Below are 12,748 nucleotides of genomic sequence, written 5' to 3' on the forward strand. Positions count from 1 at the left end.
TTTAGGTAAATCTCGCCAAGGGATACCTGTTCTAAGGCGGTAAAGAATACCTTCGAATGTTTGTCTATGTTCAGGTTTGTCATAAACACGGCCTGTGCTTTTCATTAAATGAAATAGCTTTTCCCAGCGTGCATCGGTTAGCATAAGTCTTGGCATGGCTTGAGGTTATGGTTACTTTTGGCGAAGCAAATTATAACGTCTTGCCATGCTGTCTAAAAATCACTCTCGAAAGATCAACAGACCCTAGTTAAATCTTGCTTCTCTATCAGTCTGTTTTTATTTAAAGCCGAATTAAAGTTGTAGGCTTCACTCGATTTTTCATCAAGAGTCGACCCAAAGGGGAAAGTACCAGTTTCCCTTTTGGATATTCCTTGCCAAATAACGTCTATGTTTAACAATCAGTTCGTCATCCATAACTCTTGTTCATAACGCTGCCGCACAGTATTCCCGTTAAAGCTTGCTTTAATAAACTTGTTTTAATAAGAAGTCGCACAATATAAATGATAATGTAATTAATTAAATGTAATAATTTTGTGTGTTTATTTTGTTACCTATGAAATAGTTACAATTTCACAGGCAATAAATACATTAAGACAGAATTAGCACGGCTTTAGTGTAAGTATGAAAAAAGTTTCATGTGTTTTATAAAAATAGTTAACTCGAATTTAAAATATTAAAATAAATCTATGGTGTTGATAAGTATGGTTATTATTTTCATTGTGTATTGATCTGAGTGTGGTTTTGCGAGGTTGGCATTATTTTTGTAATGTCCTTAGTGTATTTAAATAATTAACTAGGAGTACTTTATGAAAAATCCCATTCTTACTTTAGCTGCCATTATTTCTTTAGCCTCTTTTAGTGCATATTCTCATGCAGATAACATGAGCAACAGTGATGCCGCAGAAAACGGAATCTATGTCGGCGCTAACTACGGTTATTTAAAAGTCGATGGCGATGATGATTTTGATGATAATAGTGATGTAATGCAGGGCCTTGTTGGTTATAAGTTTAATAAATACCTTGCTCTTGAAGGTAGTTACATTAACTTTGGTGATTATGGTAATGGTTTAGCCAATGCCGAAACCGATGGTTATACGGCAGCCCTTAAAGTCATGTTTCCAATTGTAGACAGAGTCGAGTTATACGCTAAAGCTGGGCAGCTATGGTATTCCACCGATTATAAAGTCGTCGGTTTTTCTGGAAATAAAGATGATGAAGGTGTATTTGCGGGTGCAGGTGTTGCATTTAAAGTCACAGACCGATTTTTAATTAATGCTGAGTACACTTGGTATGATGCAGAGATTAATGCGGATAATGTAGCTAATGGTGCAAATACAGAAACGGACTTTAAACAAGCAAGTTTAGGTGTTGAATATCGATTCTAGATATTTTTAATACTTAAAATTAAAGTACTAATCATCGAGGTGTAACACGCTAAGTGTTATACCTTTTTTACTTTAATATTATCTTGATGGTAGATGTTATTGGATTTAATAAGAAATGTTGAGAGCTATTTACAAACAACAATATAATGCACTTTCCATTTTTGCCTACAATCTGTTATGGCGAAAATTGCTTGAACGAGTACCATTAAAAATGATGGGACGATATAGTGGACAAAAATCAAACTAATTCATTAAAAAAGGCGTTTTAAAACATGCAAACCCCACCGATTTTAGGCATGGGAGGATTGCCTATCGTCACTAGGACGATGACAATCAGTACATTTATATCGAAAGCCTTGTTCTAAAAGAGCAGAAATCTGGTATCGTCTTACTATGGTCAAATACAGATAATTCATGGTGATAGTCTCTTATATCTATGGTTAACATAAGTATGCTTTTGAGTAAACTATGGTTGAAAATAGAACTGATAGATTGAGATTTGCACTCTTGGGCGTTAATCTTGCTTCTATTCTCCGATTAGAGTATCGCACTTCGGAGTTGAATTTTAGTTATCTTAATTATGGTATAGCAAAATGAGTAAAAAAATATTTACAGGGAAAGTAACAGGTCATTATAAAAATGGTCAACTAAGGATTGAGGAAAATTATGAAGATGGAAAGTTAGATGGTATTCGTAATAGTTATTATGAAAACGGTCTGCTAGAAAAAGAAGAAAATTATAAAAATGGAGTGTTAGATGGTATTTGTAATAGTTATTATAAAGACGCTCAGTTAGAAAAAGAGGGAACTTATAGAAAAGGCACTAGAGAAGGCATTTATAAGCATTATTGGTCTAATGGAAAACTAATGGAGGAAAAGTTTTATGTAAATGGGAAAGAAGAGGGTATTTGTAAAAGCTATTATAGAAACGGTCAGTTAGAGTCGGAATTGACTTATGAAAATGGGACTTTAGAAGGTGTTTGGAAATATTATAATGAAAATGGTCAAGTAACAGTACAAATTTTTAAAAATGGGAAAGAAGACGGTTTTTATCGAACTTATCATTGTAATGGTGAACTAGAGAATGAAGCATTGTATATAAATGGAAAATTAGAAGGTGTTTGGAGGTGTTATAATGAAAATGGTAGATTAACAGTGGAAAAAACCTATGTTAATGGTATTAGAAATGGTCTGTTTAAATATTATAATGAATACGGTAAATTAGAGGCGGAAGGCGTTTATAAAAATGATCAATTAGATGGTCTTTATAAAGCCTATGATGAGGAAGGAATATTGCAAGCTGAGGAATATTATAAAAATGGAGAGCGAGAGGGGCTTTTTAAGAGTTATCATAAAAATGGTATAATAGAAGTAGAAGGAACTTATGAAAATGGTAAGAAAGAAGGTATTTGGAAAAGCTATAATGAAGATAGTCATTTAATTCAAGAAACGACTTATAATAATGATTAGTTAGATGGAATCTTTAAAAAAATTGCAGCAATTGACAATTAGTGTTGGAAGAAATAAATCTTGTCCTCCATTTGTAGCGAAGATATAAATCAGGCCACCCAATATAAAACAAGAAAATAATGTACTTTCAGTTAGCATCCAAGTGACTAAAAGTCACTTAGCGGCTAAATAGCTTGCGAGGTATTGCTCCAGAGGATGAGGACTAACTCAATTAGCCTATTTTGCTGAAAAACTTAGATTTTTAGTAAAAAATACCTAAGCCATTCTCTTGTTGGCTGTTGTGAAAGGCATGGTTAATGATGCAGGATTGAAATCAGCCAGCGTTGAGGTGCTGACAGCATTTGGCAAAGTGCCGTCGTCGCTTTTCTAAGTGTTCGCAGTAATCAGTCAGTTCTTGCAAGGTTCCCACAGGGCCATGAAATAGCTTACCAAACTCGGTGGTAAGCTTAAGCCAATTGTCATGGTGGATATTTAATCTTGTCAGTAACTTGGCGCTATTTTCAGTGATTGCACCTAGTTTATCATTTCGAATAATTCGACCGGTATCATCCACCAATTGAAGGTAATCTATTAATGAAAACGTAATGCCAATGGGTTGGTTATCGCGTTCATTGCCGATAAAAGGCAATAGATTTTTGGGCTGCTCATCTTTCAATGCCGCCTGAATTCGAAGCTGAATACTAGCATGAGCTGATCGCTCCAGTGTATCGGCCATTTGGGCTCTGATGGGATTCAAATCCACATAAGTCATACAGGCTAAAACGGCAGCTTCATCAAGTAGAGCTTGATTCTCTATAAAAGAAATAGGTAAATCGACCTTCCCAAAAACGCCCAGTACAGTTATCTTCTTGATTTGCTTGTCTTGCTATCGGCTCGTTTAAGCAACGCATGAACCAACTGATATCACATAAGCGGTGCGATAAATGGCGATTGAATGCCTTAATCTGTTGACCTCGTCCGCTTCAACCAACCCACCTTTGGCGAATTTTTGCGTTAATTCATCGCCTTTAAATAGCTTATGCCATTGCTCAAGCACCTCCCTGTCGCTCCTGCGGTTTGCTGTCTCTACATCAATGCGTAAAACCACATGTAGATGATTGGACATCACCGCAAAGGCCGCCACATCTATTGCAAAAACGGCTTCGAGTTCAAACAATAGCGATTCTACCCAAGCGCGGCGATGGTCATGGTTTTTACCTGAGTAACGATCATCGCCACACAAAAAAGCACGTCGAACGACACGACTGCAACAGTGATAAAAAGGGGTGTCTTCAAGACTAATCTGAGTTCTGCGAGGGCGCGGCCTACAAACCTCCTTGTTTAATGCTTAACCAAAGCATATTCGGAGGTTAACTACCTCGCCATTAACGATGGATGTCCATTTAGTATTTTGGATGTCCATTTAGTATTTCCATTTAGTATTCTTTAGTATTCTCATGCACAAGTCAGAGGGTATGAACAAGCGGATATTGAACATTACAAAACGTTAGATACTTCTCAGCGTGGAGTCTACACAGAAGACGGTAAATTTAATGCTGGAGCAGGCAACCGTGCTCGCTCTTACGACCCCAGCAGATTGAGTGATCCTAATGATAAGAGGGCCAAAGCGTTTGATGAAAACTATAGAAATAGAATGTCAACACATTCATCTTCGAAGAAAAAATGCTAACTTGGTGGGGGCGTATGAAAAAGATTGATGTAGGTACTTGTTTTTACATTCCGCTTGAAAGCGGTGAGTTTGGTTTCGGATACATTGTTTATGATGATCGGTTTCTCATTGTGAATATATTTGATTTTAAATCAATAAGTTGTAATGAAATTGCCTCTGCTTTTGATCGGCCACTTTTGATTGAAGGGTGGCTAATTGATGTGGTTGTTTTCGCTAAAATAAAAAATGCAATGTACCCAAAGTGGGAGTTACTACGTAAAGTTATATATGACAACCCTAAGTTCCCTGTAAACCCTATAGTAATATATGGGCTGCCAAGCAGGCTCAAATGCCTAAATTATGTAACTGGCGACACGTTTGACGCTGCGGATAATGATATAAATATTTATCCTAGATTTATCACGAGGCATAGTGACTATTACTCTGCTTTCGTGAGCTTAAAGTATTCTGGTGTTCAGTTTGATAATCTGCGGTTTGATGAAAAGCTTGATTGCTATATACCAGTTCTCAATGGTCTGTAATTTTTTACTATTAGCAGAGGTTGTATCAATACTACATAGTTAGACATGTTGGCTGTACAGATCTAGTTATCACCTTACACCGAAACAATTTAACGAGCCGTCCATTGTTAAATTTGTAAAGTGTCTGCTTGTGAAAAGGCATACAGATTACTGAAGAGTTGGTTGAATTAAGCATTGGCATGTAAGTGACCGTTGACGGCATGGATGCCGTTGTCGAGCCCTCATGGATGAGTTCATGGCGTGTCACTGGAATGACAGTGCTTAATCATCAGCGGTGTATTGGTTAAGTTTTTGAATGACTTAAACAAAAAGGCGCCTAAGCGCCTTTTCTACTATTCAGTTATGGGTAAACCACCCAAAACCTCAGATTTGATTACAACTCTCTATTACACAATCAGATCATACTCATCTTTGAGTATCTTGATGATATCTGCCTTAGGATTCGCTGGCAGCGGAATCGCCGCGCCAGTCACTTTCTCGGCAACGCCGGTGTAAGTGCGTGACACTTGCATCATGGCCTCAAGTGGGAGGTAATTGTCACGGGCGAGGGCTTCACGCTCTGGCATTCTGTCTTTGTTGAGCAGCACATCAGGATCAGGGAAATGATTGAGCAGGAATTGGCGGAAACCCTCTTTAGAGTTTTCCAAAATCTTGCCATCGCGGTAGGCGGCGCCGTCCCAAATACGTGATGAGTCTGGAGTGCCGACTTCATCCATGTAAATCAGTTTTGAATTGCCATCTTTGTCGGTCACATAACCGAACTCAAATTTAGTGTCGACAAACACTTGATCAATGTCGGCCAGTGCTTTTGAAATCACTTTAAAGCCATCTTTTAACAGCTTCTCGTACAGGTCGATATCTTCTAACTTTTCAAAGCCAAAGGCTTGGTAGTTGGCTTCGATATCGCTGCGGCTGATGTTCACGTCATCTTGGGCTGGCACGCCTGGGATGCCGGTTAAAATACCCTTAGTCGATGGGGTGATTAACAGCTCAGGGAGCTTTTGATCTTTCTCTAAGCCTTCTGGCAATGTGATGCCACAGAATACTCGCTCGCCCTTAGAGTAAGCGCGCCACATTGAGCCTGTGATGTACTGGCGGCAAATGGCTTCGACTTTAATGGGGCGGGCTTTTTGGACTATCCATACGAACGGGTGCGGGATATCCAAAATATGGCTGTCGGCTAAACCGTTTTCGGCAAATAGCTTAAACCAATGATTAGAAATGGCATTTAATGCCGCGCCTTTACCGGGAATGCCTTTGAGACCACCTTCACCGTGGAAGATACAGTCGAAGGCTGAGATACGGTCGCTGATCACCATGATGGCGAGCGGGGTATCTTCGGGGACGTTATAACCCTTGGTTTTGATTAAACGGCGGCTGTCGGCATCGGTTAGCCAGTAAACGCTGCGAACCTTGCCGCTGTGGACTGGGCTGTCGGTGCGGATTGGCAAATCGTTATTCACGGCTAATACGGAATCAGCAAGACTCATGACGAGTATTCCTTAGGATAGAGAGTGTAGGGATAAGGTTTTTATAAGTGTCGGTTTGCAGATGGACTATGGCGTTAGCAACAGCCAGATTCATTGCAACCGCTTTATTATTCGCGCTTGGCTTAGGGCGTAAAGCGTTCAGCCAGTTTGCGGGATTTGATGTTAAATCTTGAACAGCAAAAGGGGTATTTTCGGGCGGTGTTTGAATTGTGTCAGCAGGAGATAATGCAAGGTAGGGAACAAACGCAGGGCAAGGTTGGCACCACAGTGAAAGTGGTCTGCGAAAGCGGGCTGGGCCCGTGCCATTTTGCTCGAAAATGCTAACCATTAATCCGAGAGAACCTTGTTCTAGACTGCCGCGAAAAAGTGGCGACATTCTACCTTTTTTGACAAAATTTGCCACGGCTATTTGCATCGCTCTTTGCACAGATCTTTACACTGCTCTTTATATAGTTCTGTGGCTTGAATCTAGCGGGCATAAGGATTTGCAAGGGAATCACGCGCTAACACTCAGTGCTGAGCATGATGGAGGGCTGGTGTTCTGCGGACGAGCTAATGTTGAAGGGCTGTATTTTAGCGCGCTGATATGCGAGCTTATGATGTAGCTGCAGCCGACAAGACCATCAAGCCAAATATCCAATGGAGGGAATATGAGCACAAGTCAGCATGTACAGAATGATAATCAACGAGAGCTAGTATTAGAGCGGATTATCGATGCGCCGCCAGAAAAGCTGTTCCGCGCGTGGACCGAGCCAGAACTCCTCAAAATTTGGTTTACGCCAAGGCCGTGGACTGTGGCTAGCGCGAGCTTAGATGTGCGTGCCGGTGGTTCAAATGTGATCGTGATGCGCAGCCCTGAGGGACAGGATTTCCCGAATCGTGGCGTGTATCTCGAGGTGGTTGAGAATGAGCGCATCGTATTTACCGATGCCTTTACTGAGGCTTGGGTGCCGTCCGATAAAGCCTTTATGACGGCAACTATTACTTTTGAACCTGTGGACGGCAAGACTAAGTACACTGCGCGGGTGCTGCATTGGAATAGCGAAGATAGGCAGAATCATGAGGATATGGGGTTTCATCAGGGTTGGTCTAAGGCGACCGATCAGCTTGAGGAACTCGTCGCGAGCATTTAGCCGGTGAGTCTCAAGCCTCGTATCAGAGAGTAAACAATAAGTAGTATCTAGCCCAATTGCCCTGCATATTTTATTGTTGGGGATTGGGCAGGATTAGAGGTGTTATGTCGTCACAGAAAGAAGTCTTGCAGCTTACACAATCACAGCTTGCGCCATCGCAACTCGCACAAAGCGCGGCTTTGCAGGGCAATAGTTTTTTATCAAAACAGTTCAATGGCTTGTCGGAATTAGCCCAAGATCTACAGGGCATCGAGTTTGAGGATTGCTGCTTTCAAGATTGCCATTTTAGCGAGAGCACTTTCCGTAAATGCAAGTTTATCGATTGCCGCTTTGTGCGTTGCAACTTAAGTTTAGTGAAAGTGCCCCAGTGTCACTTCAGCGGGGTGGAGTTTGAAGAATGTAAGTTAGTCGGTATCGATTGGACCCGAGCCGCGTGGTCGCGTTTATCCTTTGCCGCGCCCTTTTCCTTTAAGCAATCCATCTTAAATGATTGCTCATTTTTAGGTTTGTCCCTCGATGAAATTATCATCGAAGAGTGTAAGGCCCACGATGTCGATTTTCGCGAGGGCAGTTTTAATCAAGCCAATTTCACCTACACGGATTTTAGTCATAGTTTGTTTGGCCGAACTCAATTATTGGAGGCGGATTTCAGCGAGGCCTCCAATTACGATATCGACATTTTTAACAATAAAATCAAAGGCGCTAAGTTTAGCCGCGACGAAGCGATTCGGCTGCTCAACTGCCTCGATATAGAATTAATGGATTAAGGATTGTGGTAGGTTTTTACTCAGCTTTTCACTCAGCATAGTGATGCTCATCCCATGAGTGTTATCGCAATTTACTGAGATATCTGTTTTTTTTAAGCCGCCATTTACCCCATCTGGCGGCTTTTTTCTGCTCGTGTTTTAGGACCTATTGATCTTATTCACGTATTTCAAGGTCAGTCTTAGGTTTTAGTTGCGGTAGATCACACCGAGCTTCCCCATGTGGTTTACCACAATACCCACCTACCTCTTTCGGGATAACAATCTCTGTGGATGAGCAGTGTATTCAGCGTATGCCGTGTATTTTGAAGATATGGTGGCGCTGTTTTAACGCTTTATAACTAAAAAAGTAATCAAATCAGTGAGCAAACCTCTGCTCGATGGCGCCAAAAATGGCGACAGACGGGTGGGATGAGCGTGATGGAGGTAACCATGATTGAGCTTAATAGGCGAACCTTTTTAAAGGGAGCAGGAGCGAGCAGCGCCACGTGTGCGCTGGCCAGTCTGCTGCCGGGCAGCTTAGCGGCATTAGAGAATAAGCAGCTAAAGGGCATGGGCAAAGACATTGCCAGTATTTGTGAAATGTGTTCGACTCGCTGCCCGATTTCGGCGCGGGTGATTGAGGGCAAAAACGTCTTCATTAGTGGCAACAAGGCCGCTAAATCCTTTGGCGGTAAAGTGTGTGCCCGAGGCGGCGCAGGCCATAGTTTATTGTACGATCCACAGCGTATCGTTAAACCGTTAAAGCGGGTCGGTGAGCGCGGCGAAGGCAAATGGGCTGAGATCAGTTGGGATGAGGCTTATAAATTAATCGCTGAAAACCTCAATAAAATCAAAAAAGAACATGGCCCAGAAGCCGTGGCATTCTCGTCAAAATCTGGCTCACAAGAAAAGCATTTGTTTCACCTTGCGACCGCCTTTGGTAGTCCAAATACCTTTACCCACGCGTCGACTTGCCCAGGTGGTTATGAAATTGCCGCTAAGGCTATTTTTGGCACTAAGGTCAAACGTGATTTAAGTAATTCTAAATACATCATTAACTTCGGCCATAACTTGTACGAAGGCATCAATATGTCCGAAACCCGCGGCATGATGGCGGCGCAAATGGACAAAGGTGCCAAGCTGGTGGTGTTCGAGCCAAGATTCTCCATTGTGGCCGACAAGGCCGATGAATGGTATGCCATTCGCCCCGGTACCGATGTGGCCGTCGCCTTGGCGTTATGCCATGTATTGATTGAAGATAATCTTTACGACAAGGCATTTGTCGCGCGTTATGTGGAAGGCTTCGAAGCCTTTGCCGCCGAAGTGAAAGCTTATACCCCTGAATGGGCTGAAACCATCTCCGATGTGCCTGCCAAAGACATTCGTCGTATCGCCCACGAATATGCCGCTAAAGCGCCCCATGCTGTGGTCGATTTTGGTCACAGAGCCACCTTTACCACCGAAGAGTTTGAGATGCGCCGCGCCCTTTACGCCGCTAACGTCTTGATTGGTAACATCGAGCGTAAGGGCGGGATTTATATCGGCCAGAAACCCGGTGATTACAACAAGCTTGCCGGTGAAGCGGTTGCGCCCGTATTGGCAAAACCTGGCGTGAAAGACATGCCAAAACCAGCAGCGAAACGTATCGATCAGGTGGAAGAACAGTACGCCATGATGTGGACATCGGGCGGCGTTTACCAAACCATTCTCGATGCCACATTAAGCGCTGTTCCTTACCAGTTACACGGCTGGGTGATGTCACGCACTAACCCAATGCAAACCATGACAGACAGAGCACGCGTTGTTGAAGCGATGAAAAAGCTCGACTTTATCGCCGTGTGTGATGTGTATATCAGCGAAACCGCCGCCTATGCGGACGTGATTTTACCTGAGTCGACTTATCTTGAACGTGATGAAGAAATTGCTGATAAGTCAGGTAAAAATCCGGCCTATTATGTGCGCCAACGGGTCGTTGAAACCTTAGGTGATACTAAGCCTTCTTGGCAGATCTTTAAGGATGTGGGTGTGGCTATGGGCCTTGGCGAGTTCTATCCATGGGAAAACATGGAAACCCTGCAAATGCTGCAGGTGAACCGCGACACTGACCTGCTGCGCCGGATCAAAGACGAAGGTTTTGTGAGCTTCGGTAAGCCAATTATGTTGTGCGAGCCTAAGATGGTTGCCGAGTTTATTAAGGCATACCCCAATGCGCGACCTGCCGATGAAGACGGCACTTACGCCAGCGCACTGACCTTTAAAACCCCGAGTGGCAAAATTGAACTCACTTCCGCGAAAGTCGAAGCCATGGCACCAGGCCGTGGGGTGATCAAGTTCCGCGAAGTGAATCTTAAAAAAGCAGATGAGCTGTACTTTATCCAAGGCAAAGTGGCGGTGCACACCAATGGCGCCACCCACAATGTACCTATGCTCGCTAACCTGATGTCGGATAACGCTGTGTGGGTTCACCCCGTCACTGCGGGCAAATTAGGGATCAGCAATGGCGACCCAATCCGCCTCACCAGTAGTGTTGGCACAGAAGAAGGCCATGCCTTAGTCACGCCGGGTATTCGCCAAGATACTGTGTTTGCTTACATGGGCTTTGGTTCTAAAAACAAAGAGTTGGTCAGAGCAACGGGCAAAGGTATCCACTGCGGTAACTTACTGCCGCACGTTACTGCTCCTGTGTGTGGCATGACAGTGCACACCACGGGCGTCACGCTGGCAAAGCGCTAATCGGAGGCTTAAATGAATAAACGATATGTAATGGTGCACGACGAGAATAAGTGCATCGGCTGCCAAGCTTGTAACGTGGCGTGTCGCAGTGAAAATGGCGTACCCGAAGGCGTAACTCGTCTGCAAGTGCGTGTGGAAGGCCCCTTTGGTGAGATGCCCAATCTGCATTTCAAATATCACAGGGTATCTTGCCAGCAATGTGAAGATGCACCATGCGTTAAAGTGTGCCCAACAGGCGCGGCCTATGTGGGTGAAGATGGCATTATCTCTATCCATACCGAGAAGTGTGTCGGCTGTATGTACTGTGTGGCAGCGTGCCCATATAAAGTGCGCTTTATGAACCCAGAAACCAAGGCGGCGGATAAGTGTAACTTCTGTAAAGACAGTCGTTTAGCTCGGGGTGAAGAGCCAGCGTGTGTGACTGTGTGTCCAACCGATGCCTTAGTGTTTGGTGATGCCAATGATCCTAAGAGTGAAGTGGCCATCATGCTCAACACTAAAATCACTTACCAAGATAAAACCCATTTGGGCACTAAACCTAGGGTATATCGCGTTCCTACCAAAAGAGGGGGGATTTGATTATGAACAATACTTGGGGCGACATGGCGCAATATGATCCTGTCACTTGGCACTGGGTCATCGCCGTTTACCTGTTTATGGCGGGGTTATCCGCGGGCAGTTTACTGATTGGCATTGGTTTGCGCTGGGCGAATAAGGAACTCAGCGCGGGAGCTGAAAGCAGCATTCTTAAGGCGGCAGCCATTATTGGGCCTGTAGCAATTAGCTTAGGTCTAGCTTGCTTAGTGTTTGACTTAACCAAACCATTCCACTTCTGGTTGATCTTAATTCACTATAACTTCCAGTCTGTGATGGCAATCGGGGTGCTGGCGCTGCTGGCGTATTCTCCCTTAGCTTTTGCGTACGCCATTATTGTGCTGCGGGATGACTTACCAAAATGGGGTTTGGGTTTCCTAACACCTATCGCTAAGTTACTTATGCCATTTCGAAAGCTGATTGAAGTATTGTTGTTTGTCCTCGCCATTGGCGTAGGGGCTTACACTGGCTTCTTAATTTCGGCGATGAATGCCTATCCTATGCTCAACACTGCGGTACTGCCTGCGCTGTTTTTAGTGTCAGGTTTGTCGGCGGGCGCTGCGGCAAACGCGGTACTGGCGTTGCTGATGTTTAAGACTGACAGCCACGACAAAACTTTAGTGAAGATGCACGGTTTAGAATTGCCTGTGATGGCGATTGAAATCCTGTTCCTGTTCATGTTGTTCTGCGCCTTGTACTTCAAGGGCGGCGCGGCGGCTGCGGCCTTAGCATCGTTAACTTCTGGGTTATGGGCAAGCGTGTTCTGGATAGGCGTTGTCGGTATAGGTTTTGGTATTCCATTGCTGTTTATGCTGCTACCCGCCGCGACTCGCCACACTAAGGGCGCGATGATCATGGTGGCTTGTGCGAGCTTAACGGGCGTACTCGCCTTAAGACACTTTATTGTGTACGCAGGGCAAAGCTATTTAAGCTGAGTGTAATCTAGCTTTACATATTGATAGATAAAGAAAAAGCACTGGCAATGTCAGTGCTTTTTTATTGTTTGAA

Annotated in this window: 11 protein-coding genes and 2 pseudogenes; 8 read left to right on the plus strand and 5 right to left on the minus strand. The window is 43.6% G+C overall.

What is annotated here, in order from left to right:
- Positions 1-156: transposase (locus L5L97_RS21735; RefSeq protein ID WP_259573881.1), on the minus strand; the 156-nt coding region annotated here is incomplete at its 3' end.
- A 650-nt stretch (positions 157-806) separates the two neighbouring features.
- Here L5L97_RS21735 and L5L97_RS21740 point away from each other — a divergent pair.
- Positions 807-1,385 (plus strand): porin family protein, encoded by a 579-nt coding sequence (locus L5L97_RS21740; protein ID WP_263148076.1) that lies wholly within the window; start codon positions 807-809, stop codon positions 1,383-1,385.
- 305 nt (positions 1,386-1,690) lie between these two features.
- Here L5L97_RS21740 and L5L97_RS23005 read toward each other — a convergent pair.
- Positions 1,691-1,801 (minus strand): annotated as a pseudogene (locus L5L97_RS23005) (IS30 family transposase); the annotation flags it as partial.
- Between the two features lie 177 nt (positions 1,802-1,978).
- Between L5L97_RS23005 and L5L97_RS21745 the strand changes: the two are divergent.
- Positions 1,979-2,854, plus strand: a complete 876-nt coding sequence (locus L5L97_RS21745; RefSeq protein WP_263148078.1) for a toxin-antitoxin system YwqK family antitoxin — start codon at positions 1,979-1,981, stop codon at positions 2,852-2,854.
- Positions 2,855-3,167: 313 nt separating this feature from the next.
- On the opposite strand, the pseudogene L5L97_RS21750 reads toward L5L97_RS21745, so the two are convergent.
- Positions 3,168-4,136, minus strand: a pseudogene (locus tag L5L97_RS21750) (transposase).
- Between the two features lie 401 nt (positions 4,137-4,537).
- Between L5L97_RS21750 and L5L97_RS21755 the strand changes: the two are divergent.
- Positions 4,538-5,044, plus strand: coding sequence for an Imm26 family immunity protein (locus tag L5L97_RS21755; RefSeq protein ID WP_263183952.1), 507 nt, complete (start codon positions 4,538-4,540; stop codon positions 5,042-5,044).
- 386 nt (positions 5,045-5,430) lie between these two features.
- Here the strand turns inward: L5L97_RS21755 and L5L97_RS21760 are convergent, their stop codons facing one another.
- Both L5L97_RS21760 and L5L97_RS21765 read right to left on the minus strand, forming a co-directional pair.
- Positions 5,431-6,534, minus strand: a complete 1,104-nt coding sequence (locus L5L97_RS21760) for a phosphoribosylaminoimidazolesuccinocarboxamide synthase (RefSeq protein WP_263183954.1) — start codon at positions 6,532-6,534, stop codon at positions 5,431-5,433.
- Complete coding sequence (locus L5L97_RS21765; protein WP_317629579.1) at positions 6,521-6,949, minus strand: hypothetical protein; 429 nt, start codon at positions 6,947-6,949, stop codon at positions 6,521-6,523. The genes L5L97_RS21760 and L5L97_RS21765 overlap by 14 nt, the downstream gene beginning before the upstream one ends.
- A 235-nt stretch (positions 6,950-7,184) precedes the next feature.
- On the opposite strand from L5L97_RS21765, the gene L5L97_RS21770 reads away from it, so the two are divergent.
- The 5 genes from L5L97_RS21770 to nrfD all read left to right on the plus strand — a co-directional run bounded on the left by L5L97_RS21770 (position 7,185) and on the right by nrfD (position 12,675).
- A complete protein-coding gene (locus L5L97_RS21770; RefSeq protein WP_105251313.1) occupies positions 7,185-7,667 on the plus strand; it encodes an SRPBCC family protein in 483 nt (160 codons plus the stop codon).
- A 104-nt stretch (positions 7,668-7,771) separates the two neighbouring features.
- On the plus strand, positions 7,772-8,434 hold the full coding sequence (locus L5L97_RS21775; RefSeq protein ID WP_263183957.1) for a pentapeptide repeat-containing protein: 663 nt from the start codon (positions 7,772-7,774) through the stop codon (positions 8,432-8,434).
- A 429-nt stretch (positions 8,435-8,863) separates the two neighbouring features.
- The gene (gene phsA / locus L5L97_RS21780; RefSeq protein ID WP_105251315.1) at positions 8,864-11,146 is read left to right on the plus strand and encodes a thiosulfate reductase PhsA; all 2,283 of its coding nucleotides are present in this window, start codon (positions 8,864-8,866) and stop codon (positions 11,144-11,146) included.
- Positions 11,147-11,158: 12 nt separating this feature from the next.
- Positions 11,159-11,725 (plus strand): 4Fe-4S dicluster domain-containing protein, encoded by a 567-nt coding sequence (locus tag L5L97_RS21785; RefSeq protein ID WP_263183959.1) that lies wholly within the window; start codon positions 11,159-11,161, stop codon positions 11,723-11,725.
- A gap of 2 nt (positions 11,726-11,727) precedes the next feature.
- Entirely contained in the window at positions 11,728-12,675 is a 948-nt protein-coding gene (gene nrfD / locus L5L97_RS21790; RefSeq protein ID WP_105251317.1) for an NrfD/PsrC family molybdoenzyme membrane anchor subunit, read from the plus strand.
- Positions 12,676-12,748: the final 73 nt, after the last annotated feature.

This window comes from Shewanella sp. SM71, from assembly GCF_025653905.1.
GTDB lineage: Bacteria > Pseudomonadota > Gammaproteobacteria > Enterobacterales > Shewanellaceae > Shewanella > Shewanella oncorhynchi.

Coding starts and splice junctions, on each gene's coding strand:
- L5L97_RS21740 (WP_263148076.1), top strand. CDS start 807: ATGAAAAATCCCATTCTTACTTTAGCTGCCATTATTTCTTTAGCCTCT.
- L5L97_RS21775 (WP_263183957.1), top strand. CDS start 7,772: ATGTCGTCACAGAAAGAAGTCTTGCAGCTTACACAATCACAGCTTGCG.
- nrfD (WP_105251317.1), top strand. CDS start 11,728: ATGAACAATACTTGGGGCGACATGGCGCAATATGATCCTGTCACTTGG.
- phsA (WP_105251315.1), top strand. CDS start 8,864: ATGATTGAGCTTAATAGGCGAACCTTTTTAAAGGGAGCAGGAGCGAGC.
- L5L97_RS21745 (WP_263148078.1), top strand. CDS start 1,979: ATGAGTAAAAAAATATTTACAGGGAAAGTAACAGGTCATTATAAAAAT.
- L5L97_RS21755 (WP_263183952.1), top strand. CDS start 4,538: ATGAAAAAGATTGATGTAGGTACTTGTTTTTACATTCCGCTTGAAAGC.
- L5L97_RS21760 (WP_263183954.1), bottom strand. CDS start 6,534: ATGAGTCTTGCTGATTCCGTATTAGCCGTGAATAACGATTTGCCAATC.
- L5L97_RS21765 (WP_317629579.1), bottom strand. CDS start 6,949: ATGCAAATAGCCGTGGCAAATTTTGTCAAAAAAGGTAGAATGTCGCCA.
- L5L97_RS21785 (WP_263183959.1), top strand. CDS start 11,159: ATGAATAAACGATATGTAATGGTGCACGACGAGAATAAGTGCATCGGC.
- L5L97_RS21770 (WP_105251313.1), top strand. CDS start 7,185: ATGAGCACAAGTCAGCATGTACAGAATGATAATCAACGAGAGCTAGTA.